The sequence below is a fragment of the Serratia rhizosphaerae genome, assembly GCF_009817885.1.
In the GTDB taxonomy this organism is placed as follows: Bacteria; Pseudomonadota; Gammaproteobacteria; order Enterobacterales; family Enterobacteriaceae; genus Serratia_B; species Serratia_B rhizosphaerae.
In genome coordinates this window covers 4,486,652-4,507,777 of the sequence record NZ_CP041764.1, presented here as the reverse complement: position 1 = coordinate 4,507,777, position 21,126 = coordinate 4,486,652, and the positions used below count along the sequence as shown (strand labels likewise).

Sequence of the window (21,126 nt, the reverse complement as noted above, 5' to 3'; positions counted from 1 at the left end):
ATGATGCAGGAAACCGTGCTCAACAAGATTGTTCGTGATAAAGCGCTCTGGGTCGCAGCACGACAGCAACAACAGCCGCTGGCCAGCTTTCAGAACGAACTGGTCCCCAGCGAACGCAGTTTTTACCATGCCCTGCAGGGCGCCAGAACGGCGTTTATTCTCGAATGTAAGAAAGCCTCGCCTTCCAAGGGGCTGATTCGGGAAGATTTCAATCCGGCGGAGATTGCCGGCGTCTATAAAGAGTACGCCTCAGCGATTTCCGTGCTGACCGATGAAAAGTATTTCCAGGGCAGTTTTGACTTCCTGCCGCTGGTCAGTAACGCCGTCAGCCAGCCGGTGCTGTGTAAAGACTTTATCATCGACCCTTACCAGATTTACCTGGCGCGCCACTATCAGGCCGACGCCGTTCTGCTGATGCTGTCGGTGCTCAGCGACGAGCAGTACCGACAGCTGGCGGCGGTCGCGCACAGCCTGAAGATGGGCGTACTGACCGAAGTCATCAGCGAAGAAGAGCTGCAGCGGGCGGTTACGCTCGGCGCCAAAGTCGTCGGTATCAATAACCGCGACCTGCGCGATTTGAGCATCGACCTGAACCGCACCCGCACGCTGGCGCCGCAGGTGCCGCACGGCGTCACGGTGATCAGCGAATCCGGCATCAATAACTACGCGCAGATCCGCGAGCTCAGCCGCTTCGCCAACGGTTTCCTGATCGGCAGCGCGCTGATGTCGGAGCCGGATCTGCGTGCGGCGGTGCGTCGCGTGATCCTCGGCGACAATAAAGTCTGCGGCCTGACCCGGCCGCAGGACGCGGCGGCGGCGTATCAGGCCGGCGCCAACTATGGCGGGCTGATTTTTGTCGGCCGTTCACCGCGCTATGTGGATATCAGCCGCGCACGCGAAGTAATCGCCGGCGCGCCGCTGAAGTACGTCGGCGTGTTCTGCGACGCGCAGGTCGACACCGTGGCGCAAACCGTTGAGCGTCTGGGCCTGCGCGCCGTACAGCTGCACGGCGCCGAAGACCAGGATTATATCAGCGCCCTGCGCGCCCGCCTGCCCGCCGACTGCCAGATCTGGAAGGCCCTGAGCGTTAAAACGCAGGTGCCGGCGCGCGATCTGCAGCACGTCGACCGCTATCTGTTGGATAACGGCGCCGGCGGCACCGGACAGCGCTTCGACTGGAGCGTGCTGCACGCCGAGCCGCTGGATAACGTGCTGCTGGCCGGCGGCCTGAGCGCCGATAACTGTATTGAGGCCGCACAGCTCGGCTGCGCCGGTCTGGACTTCAATTCCGGGGTGGAAAGCGAGCCCGGCATTAAAGACGCTCAGCGTCTGAGCGCCGTCTTCCAGACGCTGCGCGCTTACTGAACGGCAGACATTTTTAACGAATTAACGCATAGGACGGGAACCCCGATGACGCTGCTTAACCCTTATTTTGGTGAATTTGGCGGAATGTACGTGCCGCAAATTCTGATGCCGGCTTTGATCCAACTGGAAGAAGCCTTTGTCAGCGCCCAGCGCGATCCAGAGTTTCAGGCCGAGTTTATCGACCTGCTGAAAAACTACGCCGGGCGCCCTACCGCGCTGACGCTGTGTAAAAACCTGACCGCCGGCACCAACACCAAACTGTATCTGAAACGTGAAGACCTGCTGCACGGCGGCGCCCACAAAACCAACCAGGTGCTGGGACAGGCGCTGCTGGCGAAACGCATGGGCAAAACTGAAATTATCGCCGAGACCGGCGCCGGCCAGCACGGCGTGGCGTCGGCGCTGGCCAGCGCGCTGCTGGGGCTGAAGTGCCGCGTCTATATGGGAGCCAAAGACGTTGAGCGCCAGTCGCCGAACGTATTCCGCATGCGGCTGATGGGCGCCGAGGTGATCCCGGTGCACAGCGGCTCCGCCACGCTGAAAGATGCCTGTAACGAAGCGCTGCGCGACTGGTCCGCCAGCTATGACAAGGCGCACTATATGTTAGGCACCGCCGCCGGCCCGCATCCCTATCCGACCATCGTCCGCGAATTCCAGCGCATGATCGGCGAAGAGACCAAGGCCCAGATGCAAGAACGCGAAGGCCGTCTGCCGGATGCGGTATTGGCCTGTGTGGGGGGCGGCTCCAACGCCATCGGCATGTTCGCCGATTTTATCGATGAGACCAGCGTTAAACTTATCGGCGTCGAGCCTGCCGGGCTGGGCATCGAAACCGGCCAGCACGGCGCGCCGCTGAAACACGGCCACGTCGGTATCTACTTTGGCATGAAGTCGCCGATGATGCAGACCGCGGAAGGCCAGATCGAAGAATCCTACTCGATCTCCGCCGGCCTGGATTTCCCGTCCGTCGGACCGCAGCACGCCCATCTGAACAGCATCGGCCGGGCGGATTATGTCTCCGTCACCGATGACGAAGCGTTGGAGGCCTTCAAGGCGCTCTCACGTCACGAAGGCATTATTCCGGCGCTGGAGTCCTCCCACGCGCTGGCGCACGCCCTGAAAATGATCCGTGAAACGCCGCAGAAAGAGCAGATTCTGGTGGTGAACCTGTCCGGCCGCGGAGATAAAGACATATTTACCGTTCACGATATTCTGAAAGCACGGGGAGAAATGTGATGGAACGTTATCAGCAACTGTTCAAGCGCCTGGCGAGCCGGCAGGAAGGCGCCTTCGTGCCGTTCGTCACGCTGGGCGACCCTAACCCGACGCTGTCGCTGCAGATTATCGATACCCTGATTGAGAACGGCGCGGACGCACTGGAGCTGGGCATCCCCTTCTCCGATCCGCTGGCGGACGGTCCTACCATTCAAAACGCCACGCTGCGGGCCTTCGCCTCCGGCGTAACGCCGAGCCAGTGCTTTGAAATGCTGGCGGCCATCCGCCAGAAGCATGCCGATATTCCTATCGGCCTGCTGATGTATGCCAACCTGGTGTTCCATAAAGGCATCGATACTTTTTATCAGCGCTGTGCCGACGTCGGTGTGGATTCGGTGCTGGTCGCCGACGTGCCGTTTGAAGAATCCGCGCCGTTCCGCGCCGCCGCGCTGCGTCACGATATCGCGCCGATCTTCATTTGTCCGCCGAATGCCAATGACGATCTGCTGCGCGAAATTTCGTCTCACGGGCGCGGTTATACTTACCTGCTGTCCCGCGCCGGGGTCACCGGCACCGAAAGCCGCGCGCAGCAGCCGCTGAACCACTTGATCAATACGCTGCGTGAATATCATGCCGCGCCTGCGCTACAGGGGTTTGGTATTTCAGAGCCGTCTCAGGTGCGTGACGCCTTGCAGGCCGGCGCTGCCGGCGCGATTTCCGGCTCCGCCATCGTGAAAATCATTGAACAGTATCAGCAACAGCCGGCAGAGATGCTCGCCAGGCTGGGCAAATTCGTCAGTGAGATGAAGGACGCCACCCGCGGCTGAACCTTGCTTTACCGGGTGCGCCCCACGCACCCGGCATTTAAGAATAACCTCATCATATTTCCTAATATCCGATTGACTAATCTGTCCTTTGTTTCACACTAATGATGGCTGCGGCAATCCGTATGCCAACGTAGTCTGTCGTTAAAAAAATAACATGGCATGGAGAGTAACTATGAAGCTATTTAAAACCCTTGCGGCACTGTGTATGGCCGGTGTGATGGCGCTGGCGGTAACGGCCTGCGCGCCGACGGCAAAATCAGAGGGAACTGGCGGCTATATTGACGACACGGTAATCACCACCAAGGTGAAATCGGCGCTGCTGGCGGATAAAAACATCAAATCGCGGGAGATCAGCGTCGAAACCTTTAAAGGGCGCGTGCAGCTAAGCGGTTTTGTCAGCACCAGCGCAGACGCCAACCGTGCGGTGCAGGTTACCCGCGGCGTCGCCGGCGTGAAGTCGGTAGAAAACGTGATGCAATTGAAGTAAACCCCAAGGAGGCGCCGCAAGGCGCCTCCCCGTGAAACATACGCTCCCGCTTAGAAACGGTAGCCGGCGCCAAACATGAATACCCACGGATCCAGACGCGTATCAATGCTGTGATGGCCGCCGGACGCATCGTCAAAGCGGGCTTTGGTTTCGATGTTCATCCACCACACTGACATGTTCAGCATCCAGTGTTCATCCAGGTTATAGTCCAGGCCAGCCTGCGCGGCAACGCCCCAGGAGTCTTTCAGGCTCAGGTTGCTCAGACCGGTGTCCTTGCCTTTCTGATTGAATTTTTCATCAAAGAAGGTGGTGTAGTTGACGCCCACGCCCAGATAAGGACGCAGCTTATCCTGACGGTCGCCAAAGTAATATTGCGCCATCAGCGTCGGCGGCAGGTGGTGCACGGTAGCGATATCGCCGCTGACTGCCTGGCCGCTGAGCGACACTTTATGGCGGAACGGGGTCGCCGCCAGCAATTCAACGCCGATATTGTCCGTTACCATATAGCCGAAAGTCAGCCCAAGCTGGGTATTGTTACTGGCGTCGAATGAGCCCTGACCCAGCACGTCATCCGAACCAGTGGTCGGACGCACCGTCGCCGCGCCGGCGCGCAGCAGGAAATCCCCGGCCTGATGCGCATTTGCCGCCATTGGCACCATTGGCGCGACCATCGCCGCCAATACCGCTAAAGTAGTCTTCTTCATCATCATCCATTCCATATGTGTGGTTTCTAGCCCTGCCGAATATACCTATTACAAGGTATTTTTGATCGCATAGAGATCACATCTTATGTGTAAAATTATTAATTCGCACAAAAATCAGGGTTACCTAAATGATTAATAAATCGAGAATTGATCTAGATCAAAAAAGTAGATTTGTTGTAAAAAATGTAAACAAGTGGAATTTCAGTTGCAGAAACGCGTGACACTGAGTAATTTTTTCGCTCCGTGTTGGTTTTGGTTGGTGACCGTAGGAGAAGGTGGCAATCAAGATGAGCGAAATTCTCAATCCCTGTGTTAGCTGTGGCGCGTGCTGCGCCTATTTTCGAGTGTCATTCTATTGGGCTGAAGGCGATGACGGCGGCGGCGTGGTGCCAAGCACGCTCACCGAGCCGTTAACCCCGTTCCTGCGCTGTATGCAGGGGACCAACAGCAAATCCCCGCGCTGCACCGCGCTCGACGGTGAAATCGGCCAGGCCGTATCCTGTTCTATTTACCTTAACCGGCCGACGCCGTGCCGTGAATTTGACGCCTCGGGCGAAAACGGGCTGCGCAATGAAGCCTGCGATCGCGCACGCGAACGCTACGGCCTGCCGCCGCTGCCCGTTCCCCAGCCGCTGGCGCTGCCGGAGACGATAATCGCTGAAGAAATCAGCGCCATAGCGCTTGCGGGGTGCCACAGCGAGCCGGAACAAGGTACAATCCACCACTGATTATCTCTGTTCCCAACGCCAAGGAGTCTGCATGTCTATCACGGCTAACACTGTGTACCGTGACAGTTTTAACTTTTTCCGCAACCAGCTGGCCACTATTCTGCTGCTGGCGCTGTTGACCGCGTTTATTTCGATACTGCTCGATCAGGCATTCCAGCCTGACGCCGAACAGCTCAAGATACTGGACGCCGCGTTTAATGAACTCTCCACATCCACCGGGATGGGGCTGCAGGAGTTTGTGGCGCAGATGACCCCGGAACAGCAAATGGTGATGCTGAAAAAATCAGCCGCGGCCACCTTTGCCGCGCTGGTGGGGAATTTACTGTTGGTCGGCGGTATGCTGACGCTGATCCGTCTGGTTTCTCAGGGGCAGCCGGTCAGCGCGCTGCGTGCGATCGGCGCTTCCGCGCCGGAGTTGCCGCGCCTGCTGCTGCTGCTGTTTATCTGCACCCTGCTGATTCAGCTCGGCCTGACGCTGTTTGTCGTGCCCGGGGTGATTATCGCCGTCGCATTTTCTCTGGCGCCGGTGATTTGTTCCACTGATAAGCAAGGCGTGTTCGCGTCGTTGCGGCAGAGCGCCAAACTGGCCTTTGCCAACGCCCGGCTGATTGTTCCGGCCATGATGCTGTGGCTGGCGGCCAAGCTGCTGGTGTTGCTGCTGGTCAGCCACCTTTCGGCGCTGGCGCCGAGCGTCGCCGGCGTGGTGCTGACCGCGCTGAGCAATCTGGTGACCGCGCTGCTGCTGGTGTATCTGTTCCGTCTTTATATGCTGCTGCGCAACTGATTACGGCTGTGGAACGCTTTAAGGGCACGCTTCGGCGTGCCCTTTTATTTTCCCGGCCCGACACACTGCGCCAAAAGTGACGTCGTCACAAAAATATCCCCTTACCTATCCGGCTACTCTGACGCTGACCACTTTCCATGGTAAATTATCAACGGACGCTATTGCGTTGGGTACGTCATATGGCCGAAACGCACTTTGGTAATTTTATGCAAATTCTTGCCCGGAAAGCGGAAATCCGCGAACAAAACGCCGATAATCAGCAACCTCCGGCGGTACACAGATCCGGCCGAATCCGGTATAGTCGGCCGACGAACAGATGATGGATTGATTTATGAAGCAGTTTCTTGATTTTCTCCCGTTAATTGTCTTTTTTGCGTTTTATAAGCTTTACGATATTTACGTCGCTTCCGGCGCGCTTATCGTGGCGACCGCACTGGCGTTGGTGTTCACCTGGGTGAAATACCGCAAGGTAGAAAAAATGACGCTGATCACTTTCCTGATGGTGGCGGTGTTCGGCACGCTGACGCTGGTGTTCCACAGCGATCTGTTTATCAAATGGAAAGTCACGGTGATTTATACGCTGTTCGCCATCGCGCTGCTGGTCAGCCAACTGGTGCTGAAAAAACCGCTGATCCAGCGGATGCTGGGCAAAGAGCTGACGCTGCCGGATCGTATCTGGAGCAACCTCAATCTGGCCTGGGCGCTGTTCTTCCTCGCCTGCGGGCTGGCCAATATCTATGTGGCCTTCTGGCTGCCGCAGAGCGTGTGGGTCAACTTTAAAGTATTCGGCCTGACCGCGCTGACGTTGGTGTTTACCCTACTGAGCGGCGTTTATATTTATAAGCATATGCCGGAAGAACAGAAAAAATAGTTACAAAATTGTTAATGCCCGCGGCGGCAATTGCGGGCAATATAATGTGATCCACTTCTCAAAAAAATAAACGACTATGACACAACAACGACCTTTACCCAGCGGGGAGCTGGTGCTCCGCACGCTGGCTATGCCGGCGGATACTAACGCCAACGGCGATATTTTTGGCGGCTGGCTGATGTCGCAAATGGATATCGGCGGTGCGATTCAGGCCAAAGAGATCGCCGAAGGCCGCGTTGTTACCGTGCGCGTCGACGGCATGACGTTCCTTAAACCGGTCGCCGTCGGCGATGTGGTGTGCTGCTATGCCCACTGTATCCGCACCGGCCGCAGCTCGATTACCATCAATGTTGAAGTGTGGGTGAAGAAGGTGTCCACCTCGCCGATTGGCCAACGCTATCGCGCGACCGAAGCGCTGTTTACCTATGTGGCGGTGGACGACGAAGGCAACCCGCGCGCGCTGCCGGACGGCAAGATGAACTTCCGCGTCGGCTTTGAAGAGTAAGCCGCAACAAACACAAAAATAACAAGGGTCGCTAACTAGCGACCCTTTTTCTTTAGCTGTTTGCCGGCATTAATTCAGCGAGGCGGTGCCGTCCAGTTTGAACTGAATATTGACGATGCGGTCTTTCGCTGCTTTCGGTTCATAACGCCATTTACGCATCGCCTGTTTCACCTCACGCTCGAACATATTGCGCGGCTGGGCCGACAAAATGCGTACGTTGCTGATGCGGCCATCGCTGTCGACGTCGAACTGAACCCGCACTCTGCCCTCAATCTGCAGCGCCTGTGCACGCGGCGGGTATGACGGCGCCACGCGGTTCAGCGGCTTCGGCCCGGTATCGGTTGAACGCCCCTGCACCGGCGCTGCCGGCGCCTGCTTCACCGGCGCTTTATCGACCGGTTTGGCCGGCGCATCATTTTCAAACGGCGAAGGCTGACGCGGCTCGGCTTTCTTCGGCTCGCGTTTTACCGTTTTTTCCACCTTCGGCTTCGGTTTTGGCTTAGGCTTTGGTTTCGGCTTCACCGGTTCCGGCTTGGGAATCGCTTTCGGCACCGGCGGCGGCTCAGGGATCGGCTCAGGTTCCGGCTCTGGTTCTACCTGCGGCTCTGGTTCCGGTTCGGCAGGCGCCGGCGGCGGCGGTTCCGCCAGCGCGGCGGTATTGACCATCATGACGCTGATCGGCGCATCCTCTGGCTTGGGCGGCATCATCACCTCCTTGACGGAGGCATAGAGTAAAGCGGCCACCAGGGCGCTGTGTAAGCCAACGGAGAGGACAATCGGCACTGACAAACGGCGAATTGGGAACATCTTTTTTAGCAGCATAATGGTTCAGTTTCCTCTGGTTCGCCAAGTTTAAATGCAAATAGCAATCATATTCAATAACGAACGGCAAACTATCGCTGTAATCGGCATGATTCGTCACTTCCGCCGCCAAAAACGCAAAATGGTTAACTGACCGTTAGCCTTTATACGCCGCTGCTACACGTTTTTTTAACCTGTGTTTCTCCCGCCGGGCACAAAAAAACCGTATCAAGCCTGCGTATAAATGACGCAGGATGTAAAACCAATAAATTAACAGCTGCAGGAAATGTGACGTTGTGGAGGGAACTGCAGATACCGTTGGTGTACGTCATTCGTGATGCGCGCCAAGTCGCAACGCATCACGAATCCGCGAACAGATGGGCCAGGTCAGCCGACCGTTTCATCTGGCGGCGAGAACCTGGCCGCCGCGCTCAACACCGCCAGTACCGAAGCAGTGACGATGTTCGCATGTTGACCCACGCCAAAACGTGAGCCGGGCACGCCGGGCATGGCAGCCTCCACAATGGCCAGCGCCGCCGCATCGGAACCCGCGCCCAGGCTGCGCTCCTCATAGCTGTCGATGCGTAACGATTGGCCCAACGCCGCTACCGTCGCGGCAATCGGGCCGCTGCCAGTCCCCTCGACCGTCTTGATATTGCCCTCCGCATCCGCCATTTCCAACGCGATACCCTGCCCGTCCGCGTGCTCGAACAGGCGATGGCCGCGATAAATAAAGCGGGTCTGTTCCCATGCCGGGGCAAGGTAAGTGCGTTCGAACACCGCCCATATTTGCTCGCTGGTCAGTTCCGTTTCGCTGCCGTCGGCCAGGGCCTGAACGATGGCGCTGAACTCCACCTGCATGCGGCGCGGCATGGTGATGCCGTGATCGCGTTGCAGCAAAAATGCGATCCCGCCCTTTCCCGACTGGCTATTGACGCGCACGATGCTGTCGTAGGTTCGGCCCAGGTCTTTGGGGTCAATGGGCAAATAAGGCACACGCCAAATCGCATCGCCCTTTTGCGCGTTCAGACCCTTGGCGATGGCATCCTGGTGCGAGCCGGAGAACGCCGTGAATACCAGGTCGCCCACATACGGATGTCGCGGGTGAATGGGCAGCGCGGTACACTCCTCAGCCACGCGGGCAATCGCCGCAATGTCGGAAAAATCTAACCCAGGCGCGATGCCTTGCGTATACAGGTTCAGCGCCAGCGTCACCACATCGAGGTTGCCACTGCGTTCGCCATTGCCAAACAGGCAGCCTTCAACCCGTTGCGCACCGGCCAGCATGGCTTGTTCGGCGCAGGCCACGCCTGTCCCCCGGTCATTATGCGGATGCACAGACAGCACAATGTGCTCGCGCCGCTCCAACCGCCGATCCATCCATTCAATCTGGTCGGCGAAGACGTTGGGCGTAGAGACTTCTACCGTGGTCGGCAGGTTGATGATCATCGCCCGCTGCGGCCCGGCATCCCAGGCACGAATAGCGGCGTTGCAGACGGCCAGTGAAACATCCAGCTCGGCCATACAGAAAGTTTCAGGCGAGTATTGCAAGACCCATTCGGTTTCCGGGTGGGCGTCCGTCAGCCGCCTGAACAGCGTAATGTGACGTTCTACCATTTCGATAATCTGCGGCACGCCCATGCCGAACACCATCTCGCGCCATGCGGGGGCGATGGCGTTGTAGAAATGCACGATCACGCGCCGCGCGCCTGCCACGCTGCGCACCGTCTCGGCGATCAGGTCATCACGCAGCTGCGTCATGACCATCGGGGTGACGTCGCCGGGGATCTGCCCTGCGTCAATGAGATGGCGAACAATGTCAAAATCAGTGCGCGAGGCGGCGGGAAAACCGACTTCAATTTCTTTGAAACCGATGCGCACCAATTTATGGAACAAGCGCAATTTGCGCTCGCGATTCATCGGCTCGAACAGCGCCTGATTGCCGTCGCGCAAATCGGTGGACAGCCAGATCGGGGCCTGCGTCAGGGTACGTGATGGCCATTGACGCTCGGCAAGAACGACCGGTGAGAGGGGACGGTATTTTTGGGAAGGATCGGTCAGCATAAAAAACACTCCAGGGGAATCGTTGACACCCGATTCCCCTGGCTCGGAACAAGCTGACGATGGTCGGGGTCAGGGGGAATCAGGATGGGTCATGGCGCGAACGGGCGCGCGCAGACCCCGACCGGGAGCCAGTGTTAGTAGCCGTTGCAAAAGCCCAAGTGCGTGCATGAGTAAATAGTCCCGGTTGATTGCCTGCCTTCGATATTAGGCTTGCGCACCTCGGCCATCTACATAAAAATAGACATATTCTTTATTTATTTGGACAAACTGCAGCGGTATGGGCTTTTCCTCTCCTGAAAACGGCGGTCACGCGCTCGACCTGAGCACCAAAGATACCTGCGGCCTGCCGGTATTCGGCGTAGCCGTGCGCTACCCTGCAGGCCATATCGTACCCTTGCATAAACATGCGTACGGTCATCTGATATATGCCAATCACGGTCTGTTACGTGTGGAAGCTGAAAGCGGACAATGGCTGGTGCCGCCTACGGCGGCGGTCTGGTTGCGCTCTGGCGTGGCGCACCGTCTGGTTGCCCCCGTGGCGCTGCAAGCATGCGGCCTGTTCGTGCGCGAAGATGTCTGCCCCCGCCTGCCGGAGCGCGATTGCGTCGTTCATGTCTCCGGCCTGCTGCGCGAGTTGATCATGGCGCTGGCCCAGGCCGACCACACGACCATACCGTCTAAACGTATACATTTGCTCGGTGAGCTTTTGGTTGAAGAACTACATACCCAGCCGGCGCTGCCGCTTCATCTTCCGTGGCCAACGGGCGATGCCGGCAACCCGGTGCAGCATGTATGCCAGGCACTGCTGGACAACCCAGGCGATAGCGCCACCGCCGTCGAGTGGGCAGACAGGCTGGCAATGGGCGACAAAACGTTCCACCGGCGTTTTCTTCAATCAACCGGCATGACCTTCGGCAAATGGCGTCAGCAACTGCGGTTGATGTCGTCGTTAACGCTATTGATGCAGGGAATACCGATCACGCAGGTGGCGCTGGCGAGTGGTTACGATAGCCACAGCGCCTACAGCACGGCATTCAGTAAGCAATTCGGCCGGCCGCCTTCGGTATTTGCTGCGAATCTATAATTCGCCATTCCCCGCCTCGTTCAGCCTGACAGAGCAGGATTATTCCTCGTCATCACCATAATACAGTACGCCCAACTTGATTAACGGGCGTCCCTGCGCTTTGCGGTGCAGGTTGGTATCGCGCAGCGAATAGACGCAGCCGCAATATTCCTGCTGATAAAAACGTTCGCGTTTGCTGATGTCGATCATGCGCGACGCGCCGCCCTTCTTGCGCCAGTTATAATCCCAATACGTCAGTTCAGGATATTTCTGTGCCGCGCGAATGCCGCAGTCGGTGATTTGCTGCATATTTTTCCAGCGCGAAATACCCAGTGAACTGGAGATCACGTCATAGCCATGCTCATAGGCGTACAGCGCCGTACGTTCGAAGCGCATATCGAAACACATGGTGCAGCGGATACCGCGTTCCGGCTCGTGCTCCATCCCTTTGGCGCGCGCGAACCAATTGTCGGTATCGTAGTCAGCATCAATGATCGGCACCCCATGTTTCTCCGCAAAACGAATATTCTCCTCTTTGCGCAGCAGGTACTCTTTTTGCGGATGAATATTGGGGTTATAGAAGAAGATGGCATAATCAATACCGGACGCCTGAATCGCCTCCATCACCTCGCCTGAACAGGGTGCGCAACACGAGTGCAGCAGCAGTTTGCTTTTCCCCGCCGGCAGATTGAGTTTTTCCCGCACAAATTCCGTCATACTTTCACCTTAATTCTTCTCTCGTCCCGATGCGGGCCGCACTATACGAATAAAAACTAGCGCCTTCAAGGCATTAACGCCAGTCTCCGCAAAAATCATTTCTTTGCCGATGCTTTTAGGCTACTTTGGTTTACCCCTGATATAACGATGATTTTAAAGGTGAAACATGCTGTATCTGATCTATGCGCAAGACCTGCCCGGCACGCTGGAAAACCGTCTGGCGGTGCGCCCGGCGCATCTCGCCCGCCTGCAGGCGCTGCGCGATGAGGGCCGTCTGGTGGTGGCCGGGCCGAACCCCGCCATCGACAGTAACGATCCCGGCAGCGCCGGCTTTACCGGTTCGACGGTGATCGCCGAGTTTGAGTCGCTGAGCGATGCGCAGCAGTGGGCGCAGCAGGATCCCTACGTTGCCGCTGGCGTGTACGGCGACGTGGTGGTCAAACCCTTCAAACAGGTATTTTAGGCAAAAAAAAGCCAGCGCGGAGTCGCTGGCCAAGTGGGTTCTTCGAGGGAATATGTTGTGGTGTAAACATACTCCGCCGCGCCGGGCATCGCCATCTATCGGTGCGATAGGCGATGCCGCCGCGTTATGACGCCGACTGCGCATCCAGTATATAGCGCTGCATATCGGCAAACATCGATGCCCATTCCTGTTCGGAGATGTCCATCAGGCCAAAATAACGCAGCATAAAGGCCCCTTCGGTAGCCAGGAACGCCAGCCGGGCGCGTTTATCCTCTTCACTATCCAGGTCAAGGCCGTCAATCCGCTCGCGGTACCACTCCCGGCTGCTCTGCAGATGCTCAGGGGTTTGTATCAGGGTCGCCATCAGACCTGCCGCCTTGGCGCTGGAGGTGTGATCGGAGTTGCAGGTCGCCAGCATATGCGCCCGCACCCTGGTCAACGGCGCAGGGTCGTCGCCGGCAATCTGGTTAAAAACGTTATCATACGCCTTACCCCAGCGATCAAACATGGCGTCGATCAGCGCGTCCTTACTGCCGAAACAGTACTGTACGCCGCCCTTCGAAATCCCCATCGCCTTCGCCACGGAATCAATCGTCAGGCCGGATGCCCCTTGCGTTGCAATGATTTCTTCCGCCGCATCCAACACTCGATCGCGATCGATACTTCGCTGTCGCCCCATTGCATTCCCCTTTTCAATACGAACGTATGGATTTATAGTATGCGCGTTAACCCCACCAAAACCTGGGGATACGTTACGGCGGCGTTTCGCCGCCCCGTTTCTATTTAGGATGTCATTATGCACGCAAATAACCGCTGGTTGATCCTGGCAATGATCTCCAGCGCGCTTTTTTTAATTATCATTGATATGACCGTGCTGTATACCGCGCTGCCGCGGCTGACGACGGCGTTGGAAGCCAGCGCATCGGAGAAACTGTGGATCGTTAACGCCTATCCGCTGGTGGTCGCCGGTCTGCTCCCGGGCGCCGGCATGCTCAGCGACCGTATCGGCCACAAAAAAATGTTTATCGCCGGTCTGCCGATGTTTGCCGTCGCCTCACTGTGTGCCGCCTTCGCCCCCAGCGCCGCAATACTGATTGCCGCCCGCGCCTTTTTGGCTATCGGCGCCGCCATGATGATGCCGGCGACGCTCTCTATCGTACGCCACGTATTTACCGAGCCAGGCGAACGGGCGCTGGCGATCGGCATCTGGTCGGCGGTCGCCTCCGGCGGCGCGGCGGTCGGGCCGGTGGTCGGCGGCATCTTGCTGGAATACTTCTGGTGGGGATCGGTATTTCTGATCAACGTTCCGGTGGTATTGGTCGTGCTGCCGCTGGCCTGGCGGCTGATTCCCCAGTGCGGCGGTAACAGCCAGCGTCCCTTTGACGTGGCGGGTTCGCTGCAGATTATGGTGGGGCTGGTCAGCAGTATTTATGCGTTAAAAGAACTGAGCAAGACCCAGCCGTCACTGCCGATTCTGGCACTTTCCGCTACGTCAGGGCTGCTGTTTTTAACCCTGTTCGCGCGGCGGCAGCGCCGATGATTGATTTCTCACTGTTCAGCAACCGGCTGTTCGCCAGCGGCGTCACCGTGGCGGTGATCTCGATGATCGCGCTGGTGGGCATTGAGCTGGTATTGAGCCAGCGTCTGCAGTTGGTCAGCGGCTTGACGCCGCTGCAGGCCGGGCTGTTTATCCTGCCGATTCCGCTGGCTTCCGCCCTTTCCGGCCCGCTGGCGGGGCTGCTGCTGCCGCGCTGGGGAGAGCGGCCTCTGATACTGGGCGGCCTACTGCTGACCACCCTGGCCATCGCCGGACTGATTGGGTGTTATCACGATGCGCCGCTATGGCAACTGGCGCTGCTATTTGCCGCCGGCTTTGGCCTCGGCGCCGCCATTACCGCCGCCTCCACCGCTATTATGCTTAATGCGCCGGAGGAAAAGTCCGGTATGGCGGCGTCAATTGAGGACGTGGCCTATGAGCTGGGCAGCGTGCTGGGCATCACTCTGTTGGGCGGTCTGATGACCGTGGTCTACAGTTACAGTCTGATGCTGCCCGCCGATCTGCCGGTGACGCAGTTGGCCTATGACAGCCTGGATGAGGCATTACGCCAGGCCGGTGAACTGAGTGCGGATCAGGGAGCAACGCTGATTAAACTGGCGCGCGCCTCTTTTGACCAGGCCTTTATCGCCGTGCTGGCCGCCGCCGCCACGCTGATGGCCATCGGCGCCGCGGTGCTGTCCCGCGCAATGAAGAAATAGCCCAAACGAAAACAGTCCCGTCAGGGACTGTTTTTTTATCGGTCTGGCCGTCGCTTCACCATTCGCAAGACACAGTAAACAGCAAGGAACGCCGGTGCTGATTATCCAGAAGGCGCCGCACCTGCATAATATGCCGATACCCTCGCGACTGGCGCTCCAGCCAGCGATGCCTGCGCCGCTGATTCTGCCGCATCATCCGCCAACGGGCCACTTCATTTCTACTGCGTCTCATAATTTTACCACTTATACGTCATTGCCAAACGCGGGGCATTATATACCTTTCCCCCTACCGGCTGCACCCCGTCCGGCCGCCTGTGATGCAACGAAACAGTAATAAACGACGCCCTATGGCAAATAAAAAGTTATTTCCACGCTGTACATCCCGTTTCTCTTCGACACATTTATGTCACTTAAGATCCGGGAAAAGGTTTCCCCTTTGATGATCTGTGCGTACACTCATCGTTGGTGGTTTGCGAACGGGATTTTTCGCCTTTATGACAACATTTTATACCGTAATCAGTTGGCTGCTGGTGTTCGGCTACTGGCTACTTATCGCCGGTGTTACCCTGCGTATTTTGATGAAACGTCGCGCCGTGCCTTCGGCTATGGCCTGGCTGTTGATTATCTACATTCTGCCGCTGGTCGGCATCGTCGCTTATTTATCCTTTGGCGAGCTGCATTTGGGGAAACGTCGCGCCGAACGCGCCAAGGCCATGTGGCCTTCCACCGCGCGCTGGCTGAATGAGTTGAAGGAAAGCCGTCGGATTTTCGCCACACAATACAGTGAAGTGGCGCTGCCGCTGTTTCAGCTCTGCCACCGGCGCCAGGGCATCGACGGCGTCAAGGGCAACCAGCTGCAGTTGCTGACCACCACCGACGCCACGCTGAAGGCGATGATTCGCGATATTGAGCTGGCGCGACACAATATCGAGATGGTGTTCTATATCTGGCAGCCCGGCGGGCTGGCCGATCAGGTTGCCGAGTCGCTAATGGCCGCCGCGCGCCGCGGCGTCCACTGCCGCGTGATGCTCGACTCCGCCGGCAGTCTGCAGTTCTTCCGCAGCCCATATCCGAACATGATGCGTAACGCCGGCATCGAAGTGGTCGAAGCGCTGAAAGTAAATCTGCTGCGCGTATTCCTGCGTCGTATGGACCTGCGCCAGCACCGTAAGGTGGTGCTGATCGACAATTACATCGCCTATACCGGCAGCATGAACATGGTAGACCCACGCTATTTCAAGCAGGACGCCGGAGTCGGCCAGTGGATCGACCTGATGGCGCGCATGGAAGGCCCGGTCGCCACGACGATGGGGATCGTATACGCCTGCGACTGGGAGATTGAAACCGGCAAGCGCATCTTACCGCCGCCGCCGGATATGAATATTATGCCGTTTGAGCAGGAAAGCGGCCATACCATTCAGGTGATCGCTTCCGGCCCCGGCTTCCCGGAGGAGATGATCCACCAGGCGCTGCTGACGGCGGTCTATTCCGCGCGCGAGCAGCTGATTATGACCACCCCCTACTTCGTGCCGAGCGATGACCTGCTGCACGCCATCTGCACCGCCGCACTGCGTGGCGTTGAGGTCAGCATTATCGTACCGCGCGATAACGACTCGATGATGGTGCGCTGGGCCAGCCGGGCCTTTTTCTCCGAGCTGCTGGAAGCCGGAGTGAAAATTTACCAGTTCGAAGGCGGCCTGCTGCATACCAAGAGCGTGCTGGTCGACGGCCAACTAAGCCTGGTGGGCACCGTAAATCTGGATATGCGCAGCCTGTGGCTGAATTTTGAAATCACGCTGGTGATCGATGATGACGGCTTCGGCAGCGATCTGGCCTGCGTCCAGGACGATTATATCGCCCGCTCCAGACTGCTGGAGTCCAAAGAGTGGCTGAAGCGGCCGTTCTGGCACCGTATCCTTGAACGCGTATTTTACTTTTTCAGCCCGCTGCTGTAATTAGCGCCGGGCATGGTTTACTATTTGCCACATCATTTATGACTGGAATTTTTTATGGATTTGAATAACCGCCTTACCGAAGACGAAACGCTGGAGCAGGCATACGATATCTTCCTCGAACTGGCCGGCGACAATCTGGATCCGGCGGATATTCTGCTGTTCAATCTGCAGTTTGAGGAGCGCGGCGGCGCCGAGCTGTACGATCCGTCGGAAGACTGGCATGAGCATGTCGATTACGACTTAAACCCGGACTTCTTTGCCGAAGTGGTGATTGGCCTGGCGGAAAGCGACGGCGAACCGATCAACGACGTGTTTGCCCGCGTGCTGATCTGCCGCGAGAAAGACCACAAGCTGTGCCATATTTTGTGGAAAGAGTAACCGTAAGGTACTGATAAAAAAACCTGCCAAACGGCAGGTTTTTTTGTTTTTCCGCCGTTGGTTACAGCGGGTCCACCTTCAGGCAGGAGACCGCATGGCGGAAACTGCCCTCCAGCAGCGGACGCGTTTTGGCGCACTCCGGCCCGGCAATCGGGCAGCGCGTGCGGAATACGCAGCCGGAAGGCGGATTAATCGGCGAAGGCAGCTCCCCTTCCAACAGCTGGATTTGCTTGTCCTGCTCTTTATCCGGATCGGGCACCGGCACCGCCGACATCAGCGCCTTGGTATAAGGATGCTGCGGGTTGTGATACACCTCGTCATAGGTGCCCAACTCCACCGCATGGCCGAGATACATCACCAGCACGCGGTCGGAGATATGCTTCACCACCGCCAGGTCGTGGGCGATAAAGATCAGCGACAGCCCCATCTCACGCTGCAGCTGCTGCAGCAGATTGACCACCTGCGCCTGAATGGAGACGTCCAGCGCCGATACCGGCTCATCGCAAATCACCAGCTTCGGCTCCAGAATCAGCGCGCGGGCGATGCCGATACGCTGACACTGGCCGCCGGAGAACTCATGCGGGTAGCGGTTGACCAGGTTCGGCAGCAGGCCGACCTTCATCATCATCGCCTTGACCTTGTCCCGCACTTCCTGGCGCGGCATCTTCGGATAGTAGGTGCGCAGCGGCTCGGCGATGATCTCGCCGATGGTCATACGCGGATTCAGCGACGCCAGCGGGTCCTGGAAGATCATCTGGATATCGCTGCGCGCCTTGCGCCAGTCCGTATCGCTCATGCCGAGCAGATCTTTGCCCAGCCAGGCCACCTTGCCGCTGGTGGCCTTGACCAGGCCGATAATCGCCCGGGCAAAGGTCGACTTGCCGCAGCCGGATTCCCCCACCACGCCCAGCGTCTCCCCTTCAAACAGGCGCAGCGTCACGCCGTCTACCGCTTTCAGCGTTTTCGACGGTTGCCAGAACCACTTTTTGTCATCATTAATATCAAAGTGCACCTTTAAATCGGCCACTTCGAGCAGAACGTTCTTTTCGGTTGCTGTCGTCATACCAAGGCCTCCACCGGCTTGAAACAGGCGCGCAGGCGCCCTTCACCAAACGGCTCCAACGCGGGAGCGCTCGCACACTGATCCATGGCATACGGGCAGCGCGGCTGGAACGGACAGCCTTTCGGCAGCCGCAGCAGGTTCGGCGGATTGCCGGGGATGGTCAGCAGCGATTCACCTTCGGCGTCAAGACGCGGCACCGCATTGAGCAGGCCAATCGAGTACGGATGGCTCGGCCGGTAGAACACGTCGCGGGCGCTGCCGTACTCCATGGTGCGCCCGGCGTACATCACCAGCACCTTGTTGCAGATGCCGGCAACCACGCCCAGATCGTGGGTAATCATCACGATGGCGGTATTGAATTCGCGCTTCAGCTCGTTCAGCAAGGTCATAATCTGCGCCTGCACCGTCACATCCAGCGCGGTGGTCGGTTCATCGGCAATCAGCAGTTTCGGCCGGCACAGCAGCGCCATGGCGATCATCACCCGCTGACGCATCCCGCCGGAAAACTCATGCGGATACATGCGCATGCGCTTGCGCGCCTCCGGCATTTTAACCGCATCCAGCATCCGCACCGACTCTTCAAACGCCTGGCTTTTGCTCATGTTCTTATGCAGCATCAGCACTTCCATCAGCTGTTCGCCCACGCGCATATAGGGATTGAGCGACGTCATCGGATCCTGGAAGATCATCGAAATCTCTTCGGCGCGCAGTTTGTTGAGCTGCTTCTCCGGCAGGTTGAGGATTTCCCGGCCGTTAAAGCGTGCCGAGCCGCCGATACGGCCATTGGCCGCCAGCAGCCCCATCAGGGCGAACGCGGTTTGCGACTTGCCGGAACCGGATTCACCGACAATGCCCAGCGTTTCGCCGGCGCGCAGGTCGAAGTTGAGATCGTTAACCGCCGTCACGTCGCCGTCCGGCGTCGAAAACGTCACGCGCAGATCGCGCACGTCCAGCAGCGGCGCGCCGTCGGCCGCCTGTGCGGCCGCAGCCTGCGGATATTCAAGGGTAGTCATGATGGCGCTCCTTAACGATCTTTCGGGTCGAGGGCGTCACGCAGGCCATCGCCGATAAAGTTGAAACAAAACAGGGTGACCACCAGGAAACCGGCCGGGAACAGCAGCAGCCACGGTGAAACCTCCATCGAGTTGGCGCCGTCGCTGAGCAAGGCGCCCCAGCTGCTTAACGGCTCCTGCGTCCCTAACCCCAGGAAGCTGAGGAAAGACTCAAACAGGATCATGCTGGGCACCAGCAGCGAGGCATACACCACCACCACCCCCAGTACGTTCGGCACAATATGGCGCAGTACGATGTTGCGGGTGGAGACGCCGCACACCAGCGCCGCTTCGATAAACTCTTTACGCTTCAGGCTCAGCGTCTGGCCGCGTACGATACGCGCCATATCCAGCCACGACACCATGCCGATCGCCACGAAGATCAGAAAAATATTCTGCCCAAAGAAGGTCACCAGCAGGATCACGAAGAACATGAACGGGAAGGAGTTGAGGATCTCCAGCAGGCGCATCATCACTGAGTCAACCTTGCCACCCAGATAGCCGGACAGCGAGCCGTACAGCGTACCGACCACGACGGCCACCAGCGCCGCCGCCACGCCGACCATCAGGGAGATACGTCCGCCGATGGCCACGCGCACCAACAGATCGCGGCCGGAAGAGTCGGTGCCGAAATAGTGGGCGGACTCCAGATCCGGCGGCGCCGACATCATCCCCCAGTCGGTGTCGTCATACGCAAACTGCGACAGCCACGGCGCGATAATCACAAACAGGGTAATCAGCGCCAGCACGATCAGGCTGCCCAGCGCCGCGCGGTTATGCATAAAGCGCCGACGGGCGTCCTGCCACAGGCTGCGCCCCTCGACCTCCAGCTTTTCGCTGAAGTTTTCCAGAGCTTCGCTGTTCTTTTTGGTCAACATCATTGGCGTGCTCCAGATTAATAGCGAATTTTCGGATCGATAACGGCATACAGCACGTCAACAATCGCATTGAACAGAATCGTCAGGCCGCCGACCAGGATCGTCAGGCTCAGTACCAGCGAGTAGTCGCGGTTCAGCGCGCCGTTGACGAACAACTGCCCGATGCCCGGCAGGCCGTAGATGGTTTCAATCACCATCGAGCCGGTAATGATGCCGACAAACGCCGGACCCATGTATGACAGCACCGGCAGCAGCGCCGGTTTAAGCGCATGGCGGAAAATAATGCGCCGCATCGGCAGGCCTTTGGCGCGCGCGGTACGGATAAAGTTGGAGTGCAGCACTTCAATCATCGAGCCGCGGGTAATACGCGCGATGCTGGCGATATAGGCCAGCGACAGCGCCACCATCGGCAGGACCATAAATTTGAAGGCGCCGCCGTTCCAGCCGCCGCCCGGCAGCCACTTCAGCGTGATGGCGAAGATCAGCACCAGCAGCGGCGCCACCACGAAACTGGGTATCACCACCCCGGTCATGGCGAACCCCATCACCGTATAGTCCCATTTGGTATTTTGCTTCAGCGCCGCGATCACCCCGGCGCTGACGCCCAGGATCACCGCCAGCAGAAACGCCGCCGCCCCCAGTTTGGCCGATACCGGGAATGAACCGGCCACCAGATCATTCACCGAATAGTCTTTGTATTTAAACGACGGGCCGAAATCCCCTTTCGACAGCTGCAGCAGATAATTGCCGTACTGTTTCCAGATGGGATCGTTGAGATGATATTTGGCTTCGATATTCGCCAGTACTTCCGGCGGCAACGCGCGTTCGCCGGTAAACGGACTGCCGGGCGCCAGCCGCATCATAAAGAATGAAATGGTGATAAGAATAAATAGTGTCGGGATCGCCTCTAACAGGCGTCGAAGTATAAATTTCAGCATTGCCCTAACCCT

22 protein-coding genes and 1 pseudogene are annotated in these 21,126 nt (G+C 58.1%); 13 read left to right on the top strand and 10 right to left on the bottom strand.

Features of this window, described 5'->3' with window-relative positions:
- Positions 1 to 3: 3 nt before the first annotated feature.
- The 4 genes from trpCF to FO014_RS20965 all read left to right on the top strand — a co-directional run bounded on the left by trpCF (position 4) and on the right by FO014_RS20965 (position 3,894).
- Entirely contained in the window at positions 4 to 1,365 is a 1,362-nt protein-coding gene (trpCF, locus tag FO014_RS20980) for a bifunctional indole-3-glycerol-phosphate synthase TrpC/phosphoribosylanthranilate isomerase TrpF (protein WP_172606339.1), read from the top strand.
- Between the two features lie 45 nt (positions 1,366 to 1,410).
- Positions 1,411 to 2,601 (top strand): tryptophan synthase subunit beta, encoded by a 1,191-nt coding sequence (gene trpB, locus FO014_RS20975; RefSeq protein WP_105231325.1) that lies wholly within the window; start codon positions 1,411 to 1,413, stop codon positions 2,599 to 2,601.
- A complete protein-coding gene (trpA, locus tag FO014_RS20970) occupies positions 2,601 to 3,407 on the top strand; it encodes a tryptophan synthase subunit alpha (protein WP_160030926.1) in 807 nt (268 codons plus the stop codon). Before trpB ends, trpA begins: the two co-directional genes overlap by 1 nt.
- Positions 3,408 to 3,579: 172 nt before the next feature.
- Positions 3,580 to 3,894 (top strand): BON domain-containing protein, encoded by a 315-nt coding sequence (locus FO014_RS20965; RefSeq protein WP_105231327.1) that lies wholly within the window; start codon positions 3,580 to 3,582, stop codon positions 3,892 to 3,894.
- A gap of 50 nt (positions 3,895 to 3,944) precedes the next feature.
- Here FO014_RS20965 and ompW read toward each other — a convergent pair whose 3' ends face one another.
- A complete protein-coding gene (ompW, locus tag FO014_RS20960; protein WP_145961170.1) occupies positions 3,945 to 4,598 on the bottom strand; it encodes an outer membrane protein OmpW in 654 nt (217 codons plus the stop codon).
- Between the two features lie 287 nt (positions 4,599 to 4,885).
- Here ompW and FO014_RS20955 point away from each other — a divergent pair, with 287 nt between their 5' ends.
- The 4 genes from FO014_RS20955 to yciA all read left to right on the top strand — a co-directional run bounded on the left by FO014_RS20955 (position 4,886) and on the right by yciA (position 7,486).
- The gene (locus FO014_RS20955) at positions 4,886 to 5,326 is read left to right on the top strand and encodes a YkgJ family cysteine cluster protein (protein ID WP_160030925.1); all 441 of its coding nucleotides are present in this window, start codon (positions 4,886 to 4,888) and stop codon (positions 5,324 to 5,326) included.
- A gap of 31 nt (positions 5,327 to 5,357) precedes the next feature.
- Complete coding sequence (locus FO014_RS20950; protein WP_160030924.1) at positions 5,358 to 6,110, top strand: YciC family protein; 753 nt, start codon at positions 5,358 to 5,360, stop codon at positions 6,108 to 6,110.
- Between the two features lie 331 nt (positions 6,111 to 6,441).
- Positions 6,442 to 6,981: a septation protein A gene (locus FO014_RS20945; RefSeq protein ID WP_111736991.1), complete on the top strand. Its 540-nt coding sequence runs from the start codon at positions 6,442 to 6,444 to the stop codon at positions 6,979 to 6,981.
- A 76-nt stretch (positions 6,982 to 7,057) separates the two neighbouring features.
- Positions 7,058 to 7,486 carry an acyl-CoA thioester hydrolase YciA gene (gene yciA / locus FO014_RS20940; RefSeq protein WP_105231331.1) on the top strand — a complete coding sequence of 143 codons (429 nt, stop codon included), beginning with the start codon at positions 7,058 to 7,060 and terminating at the stop codon, positions 7,484 to 7,486.
- Between the two features lie 69 nt (positions 7,487 to 7,555).
- Here yciA and tonB read toward each other — a convergent pair whose 3' ends face one another.
- Positions 7,556 to 8,308: a TonB system transport protein TonB gene (gene tonB, locus FO014_RS20935; RefSeq protein WP_160030923.1), complete on the bottom strand. Its 753-nt coding sequence runs from the start codon at positions 8,306 to 8,308 to the stop codon at positions 7,556 to 7,558.
- A 366-nt stretch (positions 8,309 to 8,674) separates the two neighbouring features.
- Positions 8,675 to 10,351 carry a 2-isopropylmalate synthase gene (locus tag FO014_RS20930; RefSeq protein WP_160030922.1) on the bottom strand — a complete coding sequence of 559 codons (1,677 nt, stop codon included), beginning with the start codon at positions 10,349 to 10,351 and terminating at the stop codon, positions 8,675 to 8,677.
- A 277-nt stretch (positions 10,352 to 10,628) separates the two neighbouring features.
- Between FO014_RS20930 and FO014_RS20925 the strand changes: the two genes are divergently transcribed.
- Positions 10,629 to 11,435: an AraC family transcriptional regulator gene (locus FO014_RS20925; protein ID WP_160030921.1), complete on the top strand. Its 807-nt coding sequence runs from the start codon at positions 10,629 to 10,631 to the stop codon at positions 11,433 to 11,435.
- A 39-nt stretch (positions 11,436 to 11,474) separates the two neighbouring features.
- Here the strand turns inward: FO014_RS20925 and FO014_RS20920 are convergent, their stop codons facing one another.
- Positions 11,475 to 12,131, bottom strand: a complete 657-nt coding sequence (locus FO014_RS20920; RefSeq protein WP_105231335.1) for an epoxyqueuosine reductase QueH — start codon at positions 12,129 to 12,131, stop codon at positions 11,475 to 11,477.
- Positions 12,132 to 12,297: 166 nt separating this feature from the next.
- Between FO014_RS20920 and FO014_RS20915 the strand changes: the two genes are divergently transcribed.
- Positions 12,298 to 12,594: a YciI family protein gene (locus FO014_RS20915; protein WP_105231336.1), complete on the top strand. Its 297-nt coding sequence runs from the start codon at positions 12,298 to 12,300 to the stop codon at positions 12,592 to 12,594.
- 124 nt (positions 12,595 to 12,718) lie between these two features.
- Here FO014_RS20915 and FO014_RS20910 read toward each other — a convergent pair whose 3' ends face one another.
- Positions 12,719 to 13,273, bottom strand: a complete 555-nt coding sequence (locus tag FO014_RS20910; RefSeq protein ID WP_160030920.1) for a TetR/AcrR family transcriptional regulator — start codon at positions 13,271 to 13,273, stop codon at positions 12,719 to 12,721.
- 117 nt (positions 13,274 to 13,390) lie between these two features.
- On the opposite strand from FO014_RS20910, the pseudogene FO014_RS20905 reads away from it, so the two are divergent.
- Positions 13,391 to 14,850, top strand: a pseudogene (locus FO014_RS20905) (MFS transporter).
- A 55-nt stretch (positions 14,851 to 14,905) separates the two neighbouring features.
- Here FO014_RS20905 and FO014_RS20900 read toward each other — a convergent pair.
- Positions 14,906 to 15,082: a YciY family protein gene (locus tag FO014_RS20900; RefSeq protein ID WP_015672540.1), complete on the bottom strand. Its 177-nt coding sequence runs from the start codon at positions 15,080 to 15,082 to the stop codon at positions 14,906 to 14,908.
- Between the two features lie 262 nt (positions 15,083 to 15,344).
- Here FO014_RS20900 and cls point away from each other — a divergent pair, with 262 nt between their 5' ends.
- Positions 15,345 to 16,805 (top strand): cardiolipin synthase, encoded by a 1,461-nt coding sequence (gene cls, locus FO014_RS20895; protein WP_160030919.1) that lies wholly within the window; start codon positions 15,345 to 15,347, stop codon positions 16,803 to 16,805.
- Positions 16,806 to 16,859: 54 nt separating this feature from the next.
- Positions 16,860 to 17,183, top strand: coding sequence for an HI1450 family dsDNA-mimic protein (locus FO014_RS20890; RefSeq protein WP_105231340.1), 324 nt, complete (start codon positions 16,860 to 16,862; stop codon positions 17,181 to 17,183).
- A gap of 61 nt (positions 17,184 to 17,244) precedes the next feature.
- On the opposite strand, the gene oppF is transcribed toward FO014_RS20890, so the two are convergent.
- Genes oppF through oppB form a run of 4 tightly spaced genes read right to left on the bottom strand, consistent with a single transcriptional unit; the run spans position 17,245 to position 21,114 of the window.
- Entirely contained in the window at positions 17,245 to 18,246 is a 1,002-nt protein-coding gene (oppF, locus tag FO014_RS20885) for a murein tripeptide/oligopeptide ABC transporter ATP binding protein OppF (RefSeq protein ID WP_111736986.1), read from the bottom strand.
- Positions 18,243 to 19,259, bottom strand: a complete 1,017-nt coding sequence (gene oppD / locus FO014_RS20880) for an ABC transporter ATP-binding protein (RefSeq protein ID WP_105231342.1) — start codon at positions 19,257 to 19,259, stop codon at positions 18,243 to 18,245. The genes oppF and oppD overlap by 4 nt, the downstream gene beginning before the upstream one ends.
- 11 nt (positions 19,260 to 19,270) lie before the next feature.
- Positions 19,271 to 20,179: an oligopeptide ABC transporter permease OppC gene (gene oppC, locus FO014_RS20875; protein WP_105231343.1), complete on the bottom strand. Its 909-nt coding sequence runs from the start codon at positions 20,177 to 20,179 to the stop codon at positions 19,271 to 19,273.
- Positions 20,180 to 20,193: 14 nt separating this feature from the next.
- Positions 20,194 to 21,114 carry an oligopeptide ABC transporter permease OppB gene (gene oppB, locus FO014_RS20870; RefSeq protein WP_061323594.1) on the bottom strand — a complete coding sequence of 307 codons (921 nt, stop codon included), beginning with the start codon at positions 21,112 to 21,114 and terminating at the stop codon, positions 20,194 to 20,196.
- Positions 21,115 to 21,126 lie beyond the last annotated feature (12 nt).

Bases quoted from the DNA above. Each gene is read 5' to 3' on its own strand.
- trpCF (WP_172606339.1), top strand. From the start codon at position 4: ATGCAGGAAACCGTGCTCAACAAGATTGTTCGTGATAAAGCGCTCTGG.
- trpB (WP_105231325.1), top strand. From the start codon at position 1,411: ATGACGCTGCTTAACCCTTATTTTGGTGAATTTGGCGGAATGTACGTG.
- trpA (WP_160030926.1), top strand. From the start codon at position 2,601: ATGGAACGTTATCAGCAACTGTTCAAGCGCCTGGCGAGCCGGCAGGAA.
- FO014_RS20965 (WP_105231327.1), top strand. From the start codon at position 3,580: ATGAAGCTATTTAAAACCCTTGCGGCACTGTGTATGGCCGGTGTGATG.
- ompW (WP_145961170.1), bottom strand. From the start codon at position 4,598: ATGAAGAAGACTACTTTAGCGGTATTGGCGGCGATGGTCGCGCCAATG.
- FO014_RS20955 (WP_160030925.1), top strand. From the start codon at position 4,886: ATGAGCGAAATTCTCAATCCCTGTGTTAGCTGTGGCGCGTGCTGCGCC.
- FO014_RS20950 (WP_160030924.1), top strand. From the start codon at position 5,358: ATGTCTATCACGGCTAACACTGTGTACCGTGACAGTTTTAACTTTTTC.
- FO014_RS20945 (WP_111736991.1), top strand. From the start codon at position 6,442: ATGAAGCAGTTTCTTGATTTTCTCCCGTTAATTGTCTTTTTTGCGTTT.
- yciA (WP_105231331.1), top strand. From the start codon at position 7,058: ATGACACAACAACGACCTTTACCCAGCGGGGAGCTGGTGCTCCGCACG.
- tonB (WP_160030923.1), bottom strand. From the start codon at position 8,308: ATGCTGCTAAAAAAGATGTTCCCAATTCGCCGTTTGTCAGTGCCGATT.
- FO014_RS20930 (WP_160030922.1), bottom strand. From the start codon at position 10,351: ATGCTGACCGATCCTTCCCAAAAATACCGTCCCCTCTCACCGGTCGTT.
- FO014_RS20925 (WP_160030921.1), top strand. From the start codon at position 10,629: ATGGGCTTTTCCTCTCCTGAAAACGGCGGTCACGCGCTCGACCTGAGC.
- FO014_RS20920 (WP_105231335.1), bottom strand. From the start codon at position 12,131: ATGACGGAATTTGTGCGGGAAAAACTCAATCTGCCGGCGGGGAAAAGC.
- FO014_RS20915 (WP_105231336.1), top strand. From the start codon at position 12,298: ATGCTGTATCTGATCTATGCGCAAGACCTGCCCGGCACGCTGGAAAAC.
- FO014_RS20910 (WP_160030920.1), bottom strand. From the start codon at position 13,273: ATGGGGCGACAGCGAAGTATCGATCGCGATCGAGTGTTGGATGCGGCG.
- FO014_RS20900 (WP_015672540.1), bottom strand. From the start codon at position 15,082: ATGAGACGCAGTAGAAATGAAGTGGCCCGTTGGCGGATGATGCGGCAG.
- cls (WP_160030919.1), top strand. From the start codon at position 15,345: ATGACAACATTTTATACCGTAATCAGTTGGCTGCTGGTGTTCGGCTAC.
- FO014_RS20890 (WP_105231340.1), top strand. From the start codon at position 16,860: ATGGATTTGAATAACCGCCTTACCGAAGACGAAACGCTGGAGCAGGCA.
- oppF (WP_111736986.1), bottom strand. From the start codon at position 18,246: ATGACGACAGCAACCGAAAAGAACGTTCTGCTCGAAGTGGCCGATTTA.
- oppD (WP_105231342.1), bottom strand. From the start codon at position 19,259: ATGACTACCCTTGAATATCCGCAGGCTGCGGCCGCACAGGCGGCCGAC.
- oppC (WP_105231343.1), bottom strand. From the start codon at position 20,179: ATGATGTTGACCAAAAAGAACAGCGAAGCTCTGGAAAACTTCAGCGAA.
- oppB (WP_061323594.1), bottom strand. From the start codon at position 21,114: ATGCTGAAATTTATACTTCGACGCCTGTTAGAGGCGATCCCGACACTA.